16 protein-coding genes are annotated in these 20,313 nt (G+C 35.8%); 6 read left to right on the top strand and 10 right to left on the bottom strand.

Going from position 1 to position 20,313, the window contains the following annotated elements:
* Positions 1–16 precede the first annotated feature (16 nt).
* The 4 genes from RAH34_RS00080 to RAH34_RS00065 all read right to left on the bottom strand — a co-directional run bounded on the left by RAH34_RS00080 (position 17) and on the right by RAH34_RS00065 (position 4,754).
* Positions 17–1,582, bottom strand: a complete 1,566-nt coding sequence (locus RAH34_RS00080; protein ID WP_306594744.1) for an ABC transporter permease/substrate-binding protein — start codon at positions 1,580–1,582, stop codon at positions 17–19.
* On the bottom strand, positions 1,579–2,499 hold the full coding sequence (locus RAH34_RS00075) for an ABC transporter ATP-binding protein (RefSeq protein WP_306594743.1): 921 nt from the start codon (positions 2,497–2,499) through the stop codon (positions 1,579–1,581). Before RAH34_RS00075 ends, RAH34_RS00080 begins: the two co-directional genes overlap by 4 nt.
* 10 nt (positions 2,500–2,509) lie before the next feature.
* On the bottom strand, positions 2,510–3,682 hold the full coding sequence (egtB, locus tag RAH34_RS00070) for an ergothioneine biosynthesis protein EgtB (protein ID WP_306594742.1): 1,173 nt from the start codon (positions 3,680–3,682) through the stop codon (positions 2,510–2,512).
* Positions 3,683–3,770: 88 nt separating this feature from the next.
* Positions 3,771–4,754 (bottom strand): L-histidine N(alpha)-methyltransferase, encoded by a 984-nt coding sequence (locus tag RAH34_RS00065; protein WP_306594740.1) that lies wholly within the window; start codon positions 4,752–4,754, stop codon positions 3,771–3,773.
* Between the two features lie 323 nt (positions 4,755–5,077).
* Here RAH34_RS00065 and RAH34_RS00060 point away from each other — a divergent pair, with 323 nt between their 5' ends.
* Positions 5,078–6,127: an alpha/beta fold hydrolase gene (locus tag RAH34_RS00060; RefSeq protein WP_306594739.1), complete on the top strand. Its 1,050-nt coding sequence runs from the start codon at positions 5,078–5,080 to the stop codon at positions 6,125–6,127.
* 68 nt (positions 6,128–6,195) lie between these two features.
* Here RAH34_RS00060 and RAH34_RS00055 read toward each other — a convergent pair whose 3' ends face one another.
* Complete coding sequence (locus RAH34_RS00055; RefSeq protein WP_079242492.1) at positions 6,196–7,338, bottom strand: 1-acyl-sn-glycerol-3-phosphate acyltransferase; 1,143 nt, start codon at positions 7,336–7,338, stop codon at positions 6,196–6,198.
* A 421-nt stretch (positions 7,339–7,759) separates the two neighbouring features.
* Here RAH34_RS00055 and RAH34_RS00050 point away from each other — a divergent pair, with 421 nt between their 5' ends.
* The 3 genes from RAH34_RS00050 (at position 7,760) to RAH34_RS00040 (ending at position 11,760) form a co-directional block, all read left to right on the top strand.
* Positions 7,760–10,231, top strand: a complete 2,472-nt coding sequence (locus RAH34_RS00050) for a TonB-dependent receptor domain-containing protein (protein WP_306594738.1) — start codon at positions 7,760–7,762, stop codon at positions 10,229–10,231.
* A gap of 132 nt (positions 10,232–10,363) precedes the next feature.
* Positions 10,364–11,395, top strand: coding sequence for an HNH endonuclease domain-containing protein (locus RAH34_RS00045; protein ID WP_306594737.1), 1,032 nt, complete (start codon positions 10,364–10,366; stop codon positions 11,393–11,395).
* Complete coding sequence (locus RAH34_RS00040) at positions 11,395–11,760, top strand: HIT family protein (RefSeq protein WP_306594736.1); 366 nt, start codon at positions 11,395–11,397, stop codon at positions 11,758–11,760. Before RAH34_RS00045 ends, RAH34_RS00040 begins: the two co-directional genes overlap by 1 nt.
* A 22-nt stretch (positions 11,761–11,782) precedes the next feature.
* On the opposite strand, the gene RAH34_RS00035 is transcribed toward RAH34_RS00040, so the two are convergent.
* The 3 genes from RAH34_RS00035 to RAH34_RS00025 form a co-directional block, all read right to left on the bottom strand.
* Complete coding sequence (locus RAH34_RS00035; protein ID WP_306594735.1) at positions 11,783–13,036, bottom strand: McrC family protein; 1,254 nt, start codon at positions 13,034–13,036, stop codon at positions 11,783–11,785.
* Positions 13,033–14,898 carry an McrB family protein gene (locus RAH34_RS00030; RefSeq protein WP_306594734.1) on the bottom strand — a complete coding sequence of 622 codons (1,866 nt, stop codon included), beginning with the start codon at positions 14,896–14,898 and terminating at the stop codon, positions 13,033–13,035. The genes RAH34_RS00035 and RAH34_RS00030 overlap by 4 nt, the downstream gene beginning before the upstream one ends.
* Positions 14,899–16,509: 1,611 nt before the next feature.
* A complete protein-coding gene (locus RAH34_RS00025; RefSeq protein ID WP_306594733.1) occupies positions 16,510–17,016 on the bottom strand; it encodes a hypothetical protein in 507 nt (168 codons plus the stop codon).
* Between the two features lie 297 nt (positions 17,017–17,313).
* On the opposite strand from RAH34_RS00025, the gene RAH34_RS00020 reads away from it, so the two are divergent.
* Positions 17,314–17,724, top strand: coding sequence for a helix-turn-helix transcriptional regulator (locus RAH34_RS00020; protein WP_306594732.1), 411 nt, complete (start codon positions 17,314–17,316; stop codon positions 17,722–17,724).
* Between the two features lie 46 nt (positions 17,725–17,770).
* Here the strand turns inward: RAH34_RS00020 and RAH34_RS00015 are convergent, their stop codons facing one another.
* Positions 17,771–18,379: a master DNA invertase Mpi family serine-type recombinase gene (locus RAH34_RS00015; protein WP_306594731.1), complete on the bottom strand. Its 609-nt coding sequence runs from the start codon at positions 18,377–18,379 to the stop codon at positions 17,771–17,773.
* 91 nt (positions 18,380–18,470) lie between these two features.
* Between RAH34_RS00015 and RAH34_RS00010 the strand changes: the two genes are divergently transcribed.
* Positions 18,471–19,367: a TaqI-like C-terminal specificity domain-containing protein gene (locus RAH34_RS00010; RefSeq protein ID WP_306594730.1), complete on the top strand. Its 897-nt coding sequence runs from the start codon at positions 18,471–18,473 to the stop codon at positions 19,365–19,367.
* Here the strand turns inward: RAH34_RS00010 and RAH34_RS00005 are convergent.
* Positions 19,364–20,248: a TaqI-like C-terminal specificity domain-containing protein gene (locus RAH34_RS00005; protein WP_306594729.1), complete on the bottom strand. Its 885-nt coding sequence runs from the start codon at positions 20,246–20,248 to the stop codon at positions 19,364–19,366. The genes RAH34_RS00010 and RAH34_RS00005 overlap by 4 nt on opposite strands.
* Positions 20,249–20,313: the final 65 nt, after the last annotated feature.

The following is a 20,313-nucleotide window of genomic DNA, read 5'->3' as shown; positions in this document are numbered from 1 at the left end:
GATGGATTTCAAAAGACTATTGATCAAAATAATGGGTAAGATCAGATATATTTTTGATATGAAGCTCTTCAGCCTGCTCTCTTCGCATCATCAGAGCATAAGCATTGTTAAACCCCAACGGTTTCAGCCATTGAATTCCATATTGTTTTTCAAATTCCGAATTCACGTACTGATAGGTTGTCTCGGGACTTTTGGAAACATTTCTGATCGTTTCTGCTGTAGGCTTTAAAAGTACCAGAAGCCCTGTTCCCGTATATTCAGGATAAAAGTCTATGGCATCATTCATTAAGGCATCGAAACATATTTTGGTTCCTCCTAAACCCGTTTTGGTTTCCACTTTATAATCTGTGTATCCTTCAATAAGCATAGTATACATTTCTGCGAGAATATATTGTTCACCAAAGATTTTTGAACCAATTCTCACAGTTCCGGAATTTCTTTTTCCGGGACTTTTATACAGATTATTTCTGATGAGAAAATCTTTTGCAATTTTTTCCGGAGTTTGATGGAGATGATCAGCTCTGTAATTCAGATCCGTCATGATAGAATCATTGAACTTTCCTGCCAGTAGGCTTAAGGTTTTTTCCAATTCCGGAAATTTTTTCAAAGTCTTGGTTTTGATGATGGGAGCGGCATAATAAGGAGGGAATATTTTTTGATCATCATTCAGTACATACAGATCATAGGCTTTGATTCTACCGTCTGTAGAATATCCGCTGATCAGATCCAGCTCCTTCTCATAAGCAGCCTTATACATTATCGCATCACTTACCACAAGAGGATTCACATTGAGTCCATAGACAGAGCGAAGCCCGATATCACCATCCTGTCTCCCCATAAATTCCGGTGTAAAACCCGCTTTAATCGTACGGTGTGACCCAAAAAAAAGAAGATATCCGATCCCTAGAATAATAAGGAAAACAGGAAGAATATATTTCAGCTTTTGAAAAAAACGGTAACCCGATTTCTGAATCATGGCAATAACCTGATCCAGAAAAACAGCCAATAATGCCGCCGGAATGGCTCCGGCCAATATCATATTCGTATTGTTAAGCGAAATTCCTCCGAAGATAAACTCTCCCAAGCCACCTGCTGCCACAAAAGAGGCCAGAGTAGCCACTCCTACATTAATAACAGCAGCAGTCCTGATGCCTGCGATAATAACCGGCATGGCCAAGGGAAGTTTAACCTTAAAAAGAAGCTGGTTTCTGTTCATTCCCATGGCCTTTGCAGCCTCAATGACTGCCGGATCAACTCCTGTAATTCCGGTATAGGTATTCCGGATAATGGGAAGAAGGGCATAGATCAATAAAGCGGCAATGGCGGGCTTCGGACCAATACCTAAAACAGGAATCATAAATCCCAGCAATGCAATACTTGGAATAGTTTGTAAAATACCGGCAATACCCAGCACCGGGCTGGAAAGTTTCTTTTTTCTGGAAATAAGTATTCCTAATGGCACTCCAACAATGATAGCCAGTAGCAGGGATAAAAAGGTAAGCCCAAGATGCTGAATGATCTGGGTGGTCAATTTTTCGTGCTGTTCTGCAATAAATTGCCAAAGACTCTGCTGCTGCGTCATACCATCTGTAATTTTCTATACTGATTAAACGCTCTGACCACTTCTTCATACACTCCAGCGTTTTGGTGATCAGAACTCAATTGCTGTAAAATATCCCATACACTTGTACTACGCGTACCGTTGGGTCTGTAGTATACATTTTCTGGTGTAAGAAACGGGCTGATGTGATGTAACGATGTTACTTTATACTCTAATAAAAGACGGTTTTTGGTAAAAAAATCACGCACAAAGTCATTTTCAGGATGGTAAAGCATTTCACTGGGAGTACCGGTCTGTACAATTTTTCCCTGATCCATCAGACATATCCGGTGACCCAGTTCAAAGGCTTCCTGTACATCATGAGTAACCAGTATGATAGTTTTACTTTTAAGTTCTTCCAGCGATTTAAATTCTGAATGAATATCAGCCTTGGTAATCGTATCAAGCGCTCCGAAAGGTTCGTCCATCAGCAAAACCGGATTATCTGCAATCAAAGCTCTTGCAATACCTACCCGCTGCTGTTGTCCTCCGCTCAACTCGTGGGGAAACCGGGAAAGTACCTCTTCAGAAAGATGGAGTTTGGCCAAAAGATCATCCATTTTCCTTTGCGTCTTCTTTTTGTCCCATTTCAATAGCTCAGGAACTACCGCAATATTCTGCTGAATTGTGTAATGGGGAAATAACCCGGAATGCTGCATGACAAAACCAATTCCCAGTCTCAGTTCCTCAGCTTTCTGATCACGGATATTTTTGCCATCTATGAAAATATTTCCGGAATCTGCTTCTATGAGGCGGTTGATCATCTTAAGTGTGGTTGTTTTTCCACATCCGCTGGTTCCTAAAAGAACAAGAATCTCCTGATCAAGTGCCTGAAAAGAAATTTGATCTACTGCTTTTTTTCCGTTAAAACTTTTTGAAATTGCTTCTACTGTGATCATCGGCAAAAAATTACTGGGCAAGTCTGATTCCTGTGAACTGCCATTTTAAATTAGGCTGAAAAAAATTGCGGTAGGTATTTCTGCTGTGTCCCGGAGGAGTAGCTTCCGAAGCTCCTCTTAAAACCATTTGATTGATCATGAATTTTCCGTTATATTCACCTACAGCTCCTGCTTCTTTCTTAAAATGAGGGTAGGGCAGATAAGCAGAATTCGTCCATTCCCAGCGTGTTCCCCAGTCAAAATAATCTGAAGCTGTTTCCCATTCTTCTTCAGTGGGCAGACGCATTCCTTTCCAGGAGGCAAAAGCTGAGGCTTCGTAGAAATTGATGTGGCACAATGGGGCATCAGGGTCTATTTCCTGTAAGCCATTGAGGGTATAATACATCCATTTGTTTTCGATATAATGCCAGTACAGGGGAGATTTTGCAGCATTCTGTTTCACCCAGTCCCATCCTTCCGCATGCCAGTGTCTGAAATCTTCATATCCGCCTGCTTTCATAAATTCTAAATATTCACTATTGGTGACAAGCCGGCTGGCAATTTCAAAGTCTGTAAGATATACTTTATGCCTTCCTAATTCATTATCAAAGCAAAATCCATCTCCTTTATATCCAATTTCATAAACTCCTTCAGAAAATTTGAGCATTTCCCGATCTTCGGAGTTGTTTTGTCTGGGTTTTTCTTCTTTTGTATACGCAGGGAAAAGGGGATTATGTCCTAAAATGTATTTAATGTCAGTCACTAATAATTCCTGGTGCTGCTGCTCATGGTTAAGCCCAAGTTCCAACAACGGCTCAAGAGCTTCTGTCAGAAATGAGCTTTCAAGAAAGGCTTCCATATGCTCATCTACATATTTTCGATATTGATACACCTCTGAAACGGAAGGACGGCTGAGGTTTCCGCGGTCGGTCCGGATCACTCTTGCTCCGATGGTCTCATAGTAGCTGTTGAAAACAAAATTATACTGCGGATCAAAAACCTTATAATCCGGAAAATGCGGGGTAAGAATGAAAGTCTCAAAAAACCAGGTGGTATGACCAAGATGCCATTTCGGAGGGCTTACATCTACAATCGGCTGTACTACATAATCCTCGATTTCCAGCGGAGCACAGATTTCTTCAGAACGTCTGCGGATGTTCTGATACTTTTTAGTAATATCTTTTGTGATGATCTCTGGTGTCATGTTTTTTAGTTTTAATGATTGAAGTTTAATGAAATAAGGATGTTTTATTTTTTCATTTTTGCAAATTGGCTGTGTGTATCATCTCTTTTTATTTTACCTGCCAGATGCTGTCTACAAACCATTTTTTAGCATCTCTAATCTCTCCTGTGATGGTAAAACCCGATTTCTCACCCAATTCCCTGATCTTTTCAGGAGAGAATTTCTGTGAGATTTCCATGTCGATAAGTTCGTTTTCTTCAAAAGAAATCGTTGTATTATCAATCGTCACATCCTGACCGATAAGGCTGATCAGAAAACTTCTGCAGGCTCCGGTAACCGGATCATAAGTCTGATAATGCTGAAATTGTTTCACATCAAAATTACCGCCCAGTTCATTGTTGATACGGGTCAGAAGATTAAGGTTAAAAGAAGCGGTAATTCCTTCTTTGTCATTATAAGCCTCCAGAATAATGTGTGGATTTTTCTTGAGGTCAAATCCTACCAATACACGATCTTTTGGGGATAGATTGCTATTCAGATGCAGACAGAAGTCTTCAGCTTCTTCAGGAGTCATATTCCCGATATTACTTCCTAAAAATAAAACAACTTTTCTCCGGTCCGATAAGGAAGCGGCTTTTTGAAGCATTTCAAAATAATCCCCTTCCAGACAGGTAATTTTCATTTCCGGAAGCTGACTGCTTAGTTTTTTGTGGAGGATGGAAAGGATATTTCCTGAGATATCAATCGGCATGTAAGTAAAGTTAATGCCTTTCCTGATCAGCTGTTCAAGTAAGTAGGTCGATTTCATGGCATCTCCTGCCCCTAATTCAATCAGGTCGAAAGGTTCGTTTCCGGGCATAAGCAGATCTATAAGTTCATCTGTTTTATTTTTGAAAATATCCAGTTCACAACGGGTCAGATAATAGGAGGGCATGGCCATGATTTGCTGAAAAAGATGATCACCTATCTTATCGTAAAAATACTTTGAAGATAATTTTTTAGGAGTATTTTGGAGTCCGTTCAAAACATCTGAACGGAAATGATCAACAGCATTCTTTTCAGTCTTAGATTGTGGGTCTAGCTGTATATTCATAAGTCTTATTTTGTGTGATTTTGTAGAGTATTGCAATTATCCTGCCTTTTACAACATGAAAATTTTTTGCCTATATCTAATTAAATATAAACAATTTTACTTTTAATAGAATGATTATCATGATGTTTTTACAAGATGTGGTATTTTTTTATCCATCAGAACCCCCTTTTGTCGAAACTAAAACCAATGAAGAAGAGTAGGGAAGCTGTCCGGTTTACCGCCCGAAAATCAGGATTCCCCATTCAATATGACCTGTTCAAAGTAGTTGTTCTTATTTCGGTTTCTGCTTTACCATAATTTTACCATCACAAAACATCACTATTATGAATACTACATTGAACTTCAGTAAAAAAATACAATCCATTTTATCCCTGTTTATTTTGATGGGAATGGGATTTTTGTCTTTAAAAGCACAGACTTATTACACTGGTGGGAAAGCCCTGGAAAACGTAACCGTTACATCCGCTTTCCAGAATACAAAGCAAATAAAAGCCGGGCTTTTGAACGTTGGATATGCAGAAGTAGGTCCGGCCAATGGAAAACCTGTGATCCTTCTTCATGGATGGCCTTATGATATCCATAGTTTTGAAGAATCCTCCGCTATTCTTGCTGAAAAAGGCTACCGTGTCTTAGTTCCTTATTTGAGAGGCTATGGAACTACTACCTTTGTTTCTCCGGATACCAAACGAAACGGTCAGCAGAGTGCTGTTGCATTGGATATCATTGCTTTTATGGATGCCCTTAAAATTGATAAAGCGATCATTGGTGGCTTTGACTGGGGTGCAAGAACGGCAGATATCATGGCTGCATTGTGGCCTGAACGCTGTACAGGTTTGGTGGCTGTAAGCGGATATTTAATAGGAAGCCCAAAAGCAAACGAAAATCCTCTGCCACCCAATGCTGAATTTTTATGGTGGTATCAGTATTATTTTTCAACAGAAAGAGGGTATAAAGGTTACAAAGCGAATACTATGGCATTTAACAAATTGATATGGAAAACGGCTTCCCCAAAATGGGCTTTTGATGACCAGACCTACGAGCGTTCTGCGAAAGCATTCGATAATCCTGATCACGTTGATATTGTAATTCACAATTACCGTTGGCGTCTGGGATTGGCAAAAGGAGAAAAGCAATACAATGTGCTTGAAGCCAAACTGGCAAAATCTCCATCCATTACAGTACCAACCGTTACTCTGGAAGGCGATGCCAACGGAGCGGCATTTCCTGCACCGGAAAGTTATGCTTCCAGATTTACAGGCCGATATGCGCACCATAATCTAACGGGCGGAATTGGACATAATTTACCACAGGAAGCTCCAAAAGCATTTGCAGAGGCAATCATAGAAGTAGACTCCATGTCGAAATCCAAATAAAAATCTGAAAGAATACAACAAAACCACTGCTCAAGAACAGTGGTTTTTTATCTTTATAGTATCCTAAACTAGTTTTTAGATTCTTCTTCAACCTTCAGTTTATTCACCAAAGGATTGGCATACATTGCTAAGAAATACTCTCTGGAAACAGGATCTGAAGGATCTATGCGCATTTCAAGTCTGCGGACAAACAACTGTTTTTCCTGTTCCGTATATTCGGAAGCGTATGTATTCGTATTATGAAGCAGATCGTAAGCGATATACTTGGTTGGCCAAAGCTTATAATTACTGATGATAGAACGGTCAATTACCTGTGCAATGGCCTGCAGCTGTTTGTTTTTATTATCAATGGTCGCTGCAATTTCATCCAGTTCTTTATCCAGTACATCACCGGCATGAAGGTGAATACGTTTCTTTTGACCCAGAATTCCGCTGATAATGTTGGTGAAATCTTCATTTTTCCCTTTAATGTATTCCTCATCTCTGTGTTGTGCCAGTAGCTGAGGCATTTTTAAGGAATCTGTAGGATCATACTCATAAGAGATAGAGATAGGAACAATCTTTAATGTTTTAAAATAATCTGTCAATGACTGGTCTCCGGCTGCCATGGCAAGCATTTTCAAAACACCTTGCTGGGTAGAATCGTTACCGTTTTTGGTACGGCCTTCACGCTGGGCAATCCATACGGAGCGGTTTTCCTGAAGGAGCAGCTCTTTAATGTACTCAGACATTGTTTGTGAACTGGTAAGTTGTTCACGAAGTGGCAGACCTCTTTGTACCAGAAAGTTACGGTTCAACTTAGCGAGTACATTTAAGAAATTCTTACGTACAAGATTATCTCCAATGGCAGAAGCAGTCATTACATAACCGCCTTCCAGCAATACCAGATTAAGCAGTGAAGTATCCAGAACGATATCTCTGTGGTTAGAGATGAAAAGGTAAGAGGTGTTTTTATCCAGCTTATCAAAACCTGAAGTCGTTAAACCGTCAGAACTTTTTGCAAGAATCTGGCGAACGGCAAAGGCTACAAACTGATGCTGAAAATCACTGATGGAATGAACATTCTTAAACTGTTCCAGCCAAACCTGCTCATCTGTATCAGGAAAAGTAAAATTCATAAAGGCTTTCATCATGGGATCACGGGCTATGCTCTGTAATCTCTCATTGACTTCCTGATCATAGAAATACCGGATTTCATCAAACTTAGACATGCGTTTAGGTAAAAATTAAAACTTTTTGCAAAAGAACGAAAATTTATCGGGGAAGAGGGTATAAAGGGGGTTAAAGTATTATGAAGGGCGTAGGAGTTGGGGAAATTATCTGGTGAACTGGAGTAAATGCTATAATTTTTAATCACAAATCGAAGATTATCTCCTGTTAGTCGATGAATGTTATTTCGACAAAGTCAAAAGTCACAAAAGTTTTATTTAAAACACTTTAGTTCACTTAAGTTAGTATAAAATGATGGTGTATCAAAATACACATAAGAAGAAAATCAAAAATTTTCAAAAACTTAAGTGTTTAAAAACTTTTGTGCCTTTTGTGGTTATTACCAAGTCTGTTTCAGTAGAAAATTCAGAATTTCTACCAAATTGCTTCCCACCTTTGCCCTGTATTAATTCTAATATCACTGTGAAACAAGTAATAATTTTAGTAGCGATGTTGTGTTCATCCTTAATGATTAACGCACAACAGGGAGCAGGTCAGGGGAAAATAAGTGGACGAGTTGTAGATTCCTATACGGGGAAAACAATAGATCATGCCAGTATTGGGCTCTTAAATCAGGATAATAAAGAAATCAACGGGACGACTTCTAATGAGAAAGGGGAGTTTTCTATGGAGCATATTGCATCCGGAACTTATAAAGTGGCTGTTTTTTATGCAGGATATAAAAATAAGACAACGGCAGATATCCAGCTTGGAGACAATAATGCAGCAGTTACCCTGGGTGATATTCAATTAACAAACGGAGAAACGGCAATAGAAGGAGTGACGATCGTTGGTAAAAAGGCGGTAATTGAAAATAAGGTTGATAAAATTGTTTTTAATGCCGCTAATGATGTGACTTCTCAGAATGGAGCAGCGATTGATGTGTTGAGAAAAGTCCCTCAGGTGACGGTGGATGCGGATGGAAATGTTGAACTTCAGGGAAATGCTAATATCAGATTTTTGATTAACGGAAAGCCGTCCAGCATCTTTGGAAACAGTCTGGCAGACGCATTGGCTTCCATTCCGGCGAGCCAGATTAAAAGTATTGAAGTGGTTTCCAGTCCGGGAGCAAAATATGATGCCCAGGGGACCGGAGGAATCATTAATATTGTTCTGAAAGATAATAAAGTAAGGGGAATTAATGGAAGCGTGAATGCTACGGGTGGAACTTTATTTGAAACCGGGTCTCTGAATCTAAATTATAAGAATAATAATTTCAGTATGAATGCTTTCTTTAGCGGAAATGCTCAGCTAAAGGCCCAAACTCCTTTTTCTCAGGACAGAACGTCAAGAGATGCAGCTTCCAATACAAGCACCCATTTATTACAGGATGGATATACCGATTTTGAAAGACATGGTTACCGTACAGGCTTAGGTTTCGACTGGAATCTTACGAAATCCAGCTCATTAAGCGGCTCCCTTTCTTTCAACAGTTTCTCGAATAAAAGTACCGGATTAATCAATCAACAGCAATTTATCACAGATCATACTACTTCTGATGTAACTTCTATTATCGGATACAGAACTTCTGATAACCAATCTTCCGTTCGTTCTATAGATGGAAGTCTGAGTTTTAGAAAAACCTTTGCCAAGGAAGGGCAGGAGCTTACGGCAGATTATGTGTTCAGTTATGGCTCTCCAAAAACCAGTTATCTGCAAACGCAAAGCTTATCCCGAGCAGCAGGTCCTTACAATGGTATTTCAGGGAGTAATCCAGGAACGGATAACAGCCATAATATTTCAGTCGACTATGTTCATCCTTTGAATGATAATGTTACTTTTGAAATGGGGCTTAAAACAGTACAGCAGCATATTACCAATGCTACTGATGTTCATGTTTTGAATACTTCATCAGGGCAGTATGAAACAGATCCTTTGCAATCCTATCATTTAAATTATGATATGGGAGTCTATGCAGCCTATTTTTCTTCCAAGCTAAAGGTATTGAACTGGCTGGATGTAATAGCAGGCCTCCGATATGAGTATACCACCCTGAAAATTGATTTCCCAAATACAAATATTCCGTCATATGGTTTATTGGTTCCTTCCTTCATCTTATCTCATAAATTTGATAGTGGTGAAACAGTAAAACTCTCCTATACAAGAAGGCTGGAACGTCCGGAATATACAGAACTTAATCCTTTCCTTAATTTCAGTGATCCACACAATATTACCACAGGAAATCCAGTGTTGAAACCTGAAATCGGAGATAATATAGAATTAGGTTACACAAAAAACCTGGCCAATGGAGGGAATATCTCATTATCACTTGTGGAGCGCATCAACAGTCAGGATTTAAAACAGATTACAACCTTTTATCCAACATTTACGGCTAATGGGACAGAATACACCAATGTATCGGTTACCGCAAGAGATAACATCGGCAAAGAATACAACTCCGGTGGAATTGTCTCCCTATCACTTCCGTTTTTCCAGAACAAACTGAATCTGAGAAGTAATATTATGGTCTTTCACCGCTATATTGTAAGCCATATTTATGTAGGAAACTTAGATATGGGAATACGATACCGTGCGAATCTGAATCTTAATTATCAGTTTCCAAAGAACTTTGTTTTGGAAGTATTTGGAAATTACAACTCAGCAGCCAAAAATATCCAGGGTAAAAATCCACAATCCATCACCTATACTTTTGCAGGGAGAAAAGAATTCTGGAACAAAAAAGCAAGTTTAGGATTTACCATGACCAATCCGTTCAATAAGTATATCAAGCAGGTAACCACTGTGAGTACCGGAGATTATGATTCTTATTCTGTAAGAGAATTACCGTATCGTTCTTTTGGGATCAGCTTCAGCTATAAGTTTGGAAAAATGGATTTTAAAAAGGAGAAGGATATTAGTAATGAGTATTTGAATGGGCCGGGATCGGGAGGATAGAATTTAATCATCTTGCTTAAGTATTTTTCGAAATATATTGCATTTTTATAGTTTTATAATTTAATAGTAGTTATTTGGTTTATGTTTTTACATAATTTTGTGTTTTGGTAAAATACTTAATTATAGTAATAGATGCCTGTACCTAATTTTCAGGATAATGATGCAAGTCTGGAATCTCAGTGGAGAGCAATTATTCTTTTTGGAAAAAATTCAGCGACCTATAAATTTGCCTTTGCAAAATCTTTATTAGAAATAATTTCATTAGAAAAGACCTCCGTATCACTTCAGGATATTGCGCCTTCTTATGTTCAAGGTATCCTGGAGCATTTAAAACAGAATGATAAGCAGGGAAATTCAAAATCAAGTATATTCTTGGAAGCTTGCAGAAATTTTAATGATCAGAAGATAGATTACGAGCATTTACTAAATATTACCTTAAAACATGGCTTTAATAATGTAGTAGATGCTTTTCATACGGTTAATGGAAGTATTGTCAATGATGTCTTTTATCATAAAGACTATAATGGAAATCAAAAGAATTTAGTGATTACAGATAGTCTTTTGTCTCTTAAGGAAAGTCAACAGTTTATTAATTTCGATCAGGAGGTTGATGCCCGGTGGAATCTGGTTGAGACTGCATGGAATTTAGAGATTAATCCAAACTTATTGGAAGTAAAGCTTGATGAAGAACTCAATCTTCTGTTTTTTGAAAACCGGATGATGAAACGGAAGAATATTGCTTCAGCCAGAGACTCTTTAAATGGATATCAGAAAGGAAAATGTTTTTATTCTTTTCAGAATATATCCATCAAAAGTGGTGATGATAATCTATGCGCTATAGATCATTTCTTTCCTCATGTTCATAAAATGCAGTTGAACAAAAATGGAGCTAATGTGAACGGAGTGTGGAATCTGGTTTTATCAGATAAAATTATCAACAATGATAAACGAGCCAAAGTTCCCGAAATAAAATACCTGGAAAGGCTATATAAAAGGAACGAATTTTATATTGCCAGTAAGCATCCTCTTGGAGAGACCATTATTAATCAAACAGGAAAAACTCCGTTTGAGCGGAGAATGTTTTTGCAAGAACAATATAATTTATCTGTAAATTTAGCCATTCAGAAATGGAAACCCTATATTGAATTTGAACCTTTATTTTAATGAAAGATTTTACTGAGATCGCAGAGGATAAAATAATTTACAGAGGAAAATACTTCTTTATAATTGAAGATGGCTTTCCAGTATCTCCCGGACATTTATTGATTATTTCCAATGAATTAAAAACAGATTTTTTTGCTTTGAGCGCAGAAGAAAAAAATGCCCTTCCTTTTATGATTGAAAAGGCAAGGGACATTATTTTATCCCAATATCAACCGGATGCATTTAATATTGGTATGAATTGTGGAGCAGATGCAGGGCAAACCGTATTTCACTTTCACTGTCACGTGATCCCAAGATATAAAGGGGATATGGATAACCCCAGAGGAGGGGTAAGACATGTGATTCCAGGAAATGGAAGTTACTAATATTTAAAAAATGTTTATTGAATTAATTATTAGTACTAGTACTTTCAGTTACCCATCCCAAAATTTTTGCTCCTATCTGATCATTTAAAATTTTATTACAATCTTTAAAAATAGAAACTTTTCCTAAGCCACAATGATGCTGGCTATCTGAACCTTCAAGTAACCCAAAACGAATATAACCATGGAAGTCATCATTATTTGATGGATATAGTAAAAGTGATTTGTTACTTTTCCAATATTCGTTATAGACATACATTTGTCTTAGATCATGCGTTGATGGCTTATCATTACCTATATTTTTCCATTTAGTATCAATAATAAATTTTTCGTCATCATTCTCCAATACAATATCCGGGCGTATTGAAATATTACTCCAAAATGTCTTAGAATTTTGCCCATAAACTTTTATATTATGATCTATGGATGCTTGCTTCAGACGAACAAGAATATATTCCTCCCATAATTTATTCATGTCAAATAATAAAGCCAACATTCTTTCTGATCCATTGGAAATATTTGGAGCGTAGTTTAGAATGATGAGCCTAGCTATTGAAAGAGCTGTTTCGTAAGGTGCTATTTTTCTAGATTTAATAAGTTTAGTGAATGTACTCTCATTGGCTTTAATTGATGTTACTTCAGGAAAATCTACCTGTACTGTTTTACATCTCCTATAAAGATAGGTTCCTTTAGATACACGAGTTATAATCTCTAATGCCTGTCCTAAAATCTGATGAATGAGATGATCTTTTTCATAGATCTGATGGGTAGTGTAAAATCGTTCTTTATGAACTATGTTTTTCTGAATATGCATTGCAAATTCCAGCTTTCCTTTTAATGCTTTTACATTTCCCGTTTCTTTATAATATTGTTTTATTAATCCCTGATGTACTAATAGCTGAACTTCATTGAGAAACCATTCAAAATAAATATCCAAAAGGGTTATGGATTGTTTCGCAACATTTGCCTGACCAACCTGTTGAATCTTTAATTTCTTAGTCACATGTAACATTTCTATAAGAACTCTCTGCCATTTTTTTTTATTCTCTTCTGGTTCATAACGATCTATTTTGGGAAGAATCTCAATGGTGAGATTATCAACCTGAAGAACACCAACGAATTGTTTGAAAACGACACCATTATGTTTCAAATCAAAATATTGATAGTTGTGTAAGGCATTAAGTTTAGACAACGCTATGAAATGTTTTGTATTAAAATCTCTGTCGCCTATTCGTAAAAAACTATGTTCATAGACCTGTATTCTTTTACGATAAATCATATTCTTAGTAAAAGTTTTATTGCGTCGTCAAAATTTAATTCATCAAACGGAATTAATTCAAATGTTTTTTGAATTTCAATATCATCTATGCCATAAAAATCAGCAAAAATTTCTTTGTCTTTATGTCTGTCCTTTTCTCTAACAAATCCTTTTCCTAAAATTAATCCAATTTTGCTGTAATCACTGTAGAAATACTCCTGAAGCAAAGGTATTATCTCATTTTTGAAAGAATTTTTAAAGTCTTCTTTAATAAAGTACGAATGTCCCAGAGTATAACTTCTATCTAAAAGGAGTTCAATTCGGGTGTTGATTTTTTCCATAACATCTGCCCGTGGGTAATCATTAAATGCTTTATCCTCAATCACCTTTCTATCAGGAAGCATTTCAGTGAAACAGAATCGTCTTCTTAAAGCAGTATCTAAAGCTTCAACGCTTCTATCTGCGGTATTCATGGTTCCAATAATATATAGGTTTGGAGGAACACAAAACTGAATTTCACTTTTAGAATAGGGCAAAGTAACCCTTGTTTCATTAAGTTGGCCTAAACGCTTATCTTTTTCAATTAAAGTGATGAGTTCCCCAAATATCTGAGAAATGTTTCCTCTGTTTATTTCATCAATAAAAAGATAAAATGGCTCACTTACTTCAAATTTTGCCTTAACAACTTCTTTTGGACTTTTTAATGCATCATTTAAATCCTCAAATCCAGCAAGATTTGCAGCCCTATCACATGCAATTTTAAAGATGCCGTCTTCAACATTATACCTTAATTCATCATCTTCATCTAAATCTGGTTTGATTCCTTCAATGAAATCTTCATAAGAGAATGACTGATGAAAGGTTGTAAAAATACTATTATTAGATTGGGGAATCAGTTTTACAGATTCAATAGTCGTAGTATCATCAAAAACAATGTTATTTTCCTGTAATGCCTGTATTAAGGAATTCCATCTTTTACCTCCATTCAGTTTACCAAACGTAGGTGTGTAAGAAGCAGATAATAATTCAGGAGTGTCAAAAATTTTAATCCATTTTACTTCAATGGTTTGAAAATCAAAACCATTTACAACAGCTTTTGAAAAGTCATAATTATGAAGGGCTTCAGCGATACCATAAAACTTTTTACCGGAGATAATACATAGATAATCTCCTTGTTTTACATCTGAGAAATAGGTTCTCATCTTGAAATTTTCCGTATGCTTTTTATCCAGATCATTTAAATCACCAAGTCCAACTGAACACCATTCATAGCCTAGTCTGGTGCCATTTTTTAGATCATTCCATAAATATCCTCCTTGCCCTGGAGCAAGATGCCAGAATGTTTTATGGCGATCAATTTTTATAGAAGAAGTAACAGGTTCTTTAGTTTCACTCTTTTTAGTAGAGTTTAAAAAAGAATTGATTTTATAAGTTTTCCCGGTTCCCGGAGGTCCATAGAAAATTTGATTAGGATAACTAAGATCAAAACTAGTATTTTCCTCAATGTTTATGTTCTCATTATTTTCTGTTTCACTTTTATTCCATAGGAGCTGAGTAAAATCAAAATAATCCTGATCGGCCCCTTTCTTTTGTATAATAAAACTATTGAGTGCAGGATAGCTTTTGATATCCTCATCAAAACCTAAAAATTCAGCAGCATTATATAAATTGTCCCACTTATAGATATTAACAATTTTGAAATTGTTATATAAAAAGGCAATTTTCCATTTGTAAGCATCACCTAAGTTAATTTTATCAATGCTTTCCAGATCATTATTTTGTGCACTCTCAACAATTTCCAATAAAATTAATTTGATTGTTGAAAATGCTTCTTCTCTTGTTTTACCATATTTTGAATGCCAAGCATATTCATCATCTGTCATTCTATTCCCGTTCAGCACCTCTTTACTTTTATCTCTACGTTTGTAGATACCAAATTTGTAAGCAGAGCCTCCCCAAATGCTTCCTAAAAGATTTGTCTTTGCTTCAACCCAATAGCAAAAGGACGTTTTATCCAGATTGGTATATTCCTCTAATTTTAAATCCTGAATTCTTGATAATGGCCATTCGTTAAGAAATTCTTCTTTTAATTTGTAATACTCTAAGTTTTTCATTGATTTTTGTGTAGATAATTTAATGAAGTAGGTGCTGAATCAATTATGGTTTAATTCCTTATTATAATATTAAATGAAATAATAACTGGAAATGAAGGTATGTAAATATTAAATATGCTAATACCATCATGTATGACATGAAATAGTACTTGTTTTCATGGTCTTATAATTATAGATCGCAATAATAATAAAAATCTCCAGCTTCTGCTTACGGGAAAGCGTAAATTTTCTTAAAAGTCACTATAAATATTGCTCAGAAATACCCATAGACCCTTCGGAAGTCTCTCTAGCCCCTTCACCAAGCCCCTGGAGGGACTTCATGAACGGTCTCCACCCCCTTCATGAAGGGGCTATACCCCCTTGGGTAAGGGGGTAGACGGACTTGGATAAGGGGCTCCACCTGCTTATATAAGAGGGTAGAGACCGTTGTCCAAAGGGGTGGAGACGGTTATTATACAACCTGGAGGAGGTTAGGGAAGGAGGTAAGAGGAGTAAAATACTATTGTAAGAATCATGAGCATTATTTATCTGGCTTCATCAGTGGCGCAGCCGCCATTCCTTTGCTCCCTCCAATCATCAATTCGAATCAATAAAACCTTTGCGTTTACTCATCATAGCCTAATATCTGCGTAATCCCTTACATCTGCGGGAGAAATTCATTTTCAGCAAGGAAATTAAAGTAAGTCATCAGAAATTTTATCGGAGATAAAATCTTTGCGCCTTAAACAGCGTCCCTATAATAATAACTTGTGTCTTTGCGATTCCCAACCAAAATATGGTAAACAGATAACCACAAAAAAGCACGTTTCTCACGTGCTCTCAAAAAAGTATTTATTCTTACTGATTAATACAATGGCTTATTATTGTTTTAAACGCAAGGTCGCAAAGTTTTCAATATTGATTGTTTTGTAAGGCGCAAGAAAATCAAAGATTTTCAGCAGGTGAAATACTGATTTATAGCAATTTTATCGGAGATAAAATCTTTGCGCCTTAAACAGCGTCCTTATCACAAGAGCTTGCGTCTTTGCGATTCCCAACCAAAATATGGTAAACAGATAACCACAAAAAAGCACGTTTTTCACGTGCTTCAGAAAAAGTATTTATTCTTACTGATTAATACAATGGCTTATTATTGTTTTAAACGCAAGGTCGCAAAGTTTTAAATATTGATATGTTTTGTAAGGCGCAAGAAAATCAAAGATTTTCAGCAAGGAAATTAAAGTAGGTCATCAGAAATTTTATCGGAGATAAAATCTTTGCGCCTTAAGCAGTGTCCCTATAATAAGAACTTGCGTCTTTGCGATTCCCAACCAAAAATCAGTAAATGGGCGAGCACAAAAAAGCACGTTTTTCACGTGCTCTCAAAAAAAATATTTATTCTTACTGATTGTTGTTTGAACTTGATGGCGGAGGTGCTTGAGTGGGTACTGAAGCCTGTCCTGTCACAAAAAACTGCTTCATATCATCATAAATAACATTGGTCCCCGGTACATTCTCTTCCGAAAGGTATCTGATGCTTCGATAGAAACTGATGGCGTTATGATAATTATCGTGATCCAGCAATACCTTGGTGTCTGAAAGCTGTTCTGTTAAAGAATCCAGTTGTTGCAGTCTTTGTTCGATCTGTTCTCTTGCAATATAATCTTTATCGAATTCTGCTTTATCCAGAAAATTAGGAACGTATTGGGCATATTGCTCCATATAGATTTTGGCTTTATTCACGAAGAGTTTGTTCTGTTCGGCAATTCTTCCGTATTGCTGTCTCTGATCCGGAGTAAGGTTGATGGTTTTTCCCAACAGTACAGACTGGATGTCCTGAATTGCTTTATCAATCGTTTCCAGATCACTTTTTGAAAAGCTTACACTGATTAAATTGTCTAGTGCCATAATATTGTGTTTTTTGGGTTTGTATGATCAAATATAGCGAGTGCCAGGCATAGAAAAACAGGGTGTTGTAAGATTTTCAGAGCGTGTCCATCAGAAAATGAAAATCAGATAACAGCGTTTGTTTTTTCTGACTTTTTGATGAAAAAAAGAGGGTATAAAAACGGAAATGGTGAAATAGGAGAGGAGGACCGTTTCACACTATCAGCATGAAGAACAGAGATTGTAATTAAGCTGTTTTTTAAGGGGCATTTTTATAAATATTTTTCTATATTTAAACCTCATAAATGTTGAATTATCATGGAACATACAATACATCAGGGACGCAATGTAAAACGATTCAGGGAAATGCTGGGCATCAAGCAGGAAGCATTGGCTCTTGACCTTGGGGACGACTGGAACCAGAAGAAAGTTTCTCTGCTGGAACAGAAAGAAATTATTGAAGATCCTTTACTGAAAAGAATTTCCAAAGTATTGAAAATTCCGGTGGAAGCATTTCAGAATTTTGATGAGGAGCAGGCGGTGAATATTATTGCAAATACGTTTAGTGATTTCAAAGAAGGAGCTTCTGCGATCAATATTCATCCTGTTTTTAATCCGTTAGAGGCTATCCTTAAAATGCATGAAGAAAAAATGGAACTTTATGAGAGGATGCTGAAGGAGAAGGATGAGATGATGGGGAGGCTGGAGAGATTGATTGAGAAGGGATAACTTAAGATATAGAAAAAGGTTCAGCAGATGCTGAACCTTTTTACTTTTAATTTAAATGGAGACTTTCTTGTCTGCTTACAAAGCTGCTTACAGTCAATCTGTGTACCCCTAAGATTCTTCCAATTGCAGAATATGATACTTTTTTATCCAGAAGTTCCTGAATTTTCTTTTCTTGTCCTGTAAGTTTAGTTTTTGAAGATTTGCTTCCTTTAGGCCTTCCTAAAATTACTCCTTCCGCCCGTTTTCTTGCTAAAGCTTCTTTAGTTCGTTGGGAAATTAAATTTCTTTCGATCTCAGCGGAAAGTCCAAAAGCAAAGGCTAACACCTTAGAGCTAATATCACTCCCTAACCGATAATTGTCTTTGATCGTCCATACTTGAATATCCCGATTCATACATTCATTAAGAATCCCCATAATCATTAATAGATTTCTTCCTAGTCTGGAAAGCTCAGAGCAAATAAGAATATCTCCCTTCTTCATTTTTTTTAAAAGCTTACCTAACTTTCTGTCATCTACATTTTTTGCACCAGAGATCGTTTCTTCAATCCATTTGTCTACTATCGTTTCTTGATGCTGGCAAAATTGATTGATTTCAAAACGTTGGTTCTCTACTGTTTGTTTGTCTGTACTTACTCTGATGTATCCGTAAATCATTGTATTTGTTGTTAAAAATTATTATGCTATTTTGATTTAATTTATACCTATACTGTCTAAAATAATTCTATGCAATAATAATAGCAAGGAAATGAGCGATTATTTTAGACAGTTTGCTGTTCTTACAGATTTCAATTATTCAGAAAGTTGGGTTGTTTTATCATCAATTGAAAAAGAAATTAAAAGAAAAATTGAGACAATTGGTACACCACTAAAAGATTGGGACATTAATATCTATCGTGGAGTTTTAACAGGATATAATGAAGCCTTTATTATTGATGGAAGAGAGAAAGCTAGACTTATAAAAGAAGATCCAAAATCTGCCGAAATCATACGACCTATTTTACGTGGCAGGGATGTCAAAAGATTTGGATATGACTTTGCAGATTTATGGCTAATTAATACTCATAATGGTATAAAAGAAAAAAATATAAATCCCATAGATATAGAAAATTATCCTGCTATTAAAAAACACTTAAATCAATTTTATTCTCAATTAACCAAAAGAAGCGATAAAGGAGTGAGTCCATACAATTTAAGAAACTGTGCTTATATGGAGGATTTTTATAAACAGAAAATAATATATCCTGGTATAATGCGAATAGCTAAAAGCAATTTATTAAATTTCCCCCGTTTTACTTACGATGAATCTGAAAACTTTTTTTTTGGAAATGATTGTTACTTTATTATTGGTGAACATATTGAATACATTTGGCTTATTTTAAATTCTACGTTATTAGGTTATCTATTTAGATATTATATATATTCATTTGATGAAACCGGGTTTAAAATGTTTACAGATTACTTTAAAAATATTCCAATACCAAAACCAAATCATACTACTTTAAATCAAGCAAATGATTTATTACATGAAATAAATATAGAAAAAATTGATAAATGGGTTTATAGCTTCTATAACTTTAGCGAAGAAGAAGTATATGAAATTGAAAATTTTGTTCAAAAGCTTATTTATGAAGAAGAATCTTAATTATTTTCTATTAATTCAATTTCTTCAGCTGAAAATTCAAATAATTCATAAGTCAATGAATTTATTTGTTTAAAAAGAGAAGAAGAATCTTTATTATTTTTTGTATTATTAATGATCTGAATCGTTATATCTTCAAACTGTTTTTGTAGTGAAGGACAAATTTTTGGTACAAAGAGTTGTTCAATTGTGAATTTTTTCCACCTTACGGTACCAACACCTGTTGTAGTTCCAATTTTTGAGAAAAAGTATTCGGATATTTTTGAATTTAAAAAAGAAATAAGATAAAGTAGGCTTTCGCCTACCATTAAAAATGTAGTAGCCTCATTAATATATTTACCTTCTAACTCAATAGAAAACTTTGGAGAGTCTGAGATTTCCCCCCAAATTATTTTCTGTTTATAAAAATCCTCCCAATAATTTATGCTATCTTGGGTCTCAAACCATTGATTATTAGTTTTTTTTCTTGCTCCTCCATCGCCTGTTTGCTTTAATCTGTCATATCCGAAACTCATAAGATGCTGTTTTACTGCCGGATAATCATCAATGTTAATTTTCAGACTTGGAAATGTTGTAATTATATATAAATCAGCAAATTCATAAGAATATCGTTTAATATCACGCCCTCTTAATAATGGTCGTATGATTTCGGCAGATTTTGGATCTTCTACTATTAATTCTTCCTTCTTTTTTCCATCAATAATAAACGCTTCATTATATCCTGTTTTAACTCCGTAGTTAATACTAATATTCCAATCTTTTAGTGGTGTACCAATTGCTTCTATTTTAGTTTTTATAGCTTGTTCAATATCACATAAAATCACCCAACTTTCAGTACTTAAAAAAGTGGTATTTGCTCCATTTTGTCTAAAATAATCGCTCATTTCCTTGCTATTATTATTGCATAGAATTATTTTAGACAGTATAGGTATAAATTAAATCAAAATAG

Source organism: Chryseobacterium sp. WLY505, from assembly GCF_030846215.1.
GTDB lineage: Bacteria > Bacteroidota > Bacteroidia > Flavobacteriales > Weeksellaceae > Chryseobacterium.
Note: the sequence above shows the minus strand (reverse complement) of the source record. Positions and strands in the feature narration are given on the sequence as shown.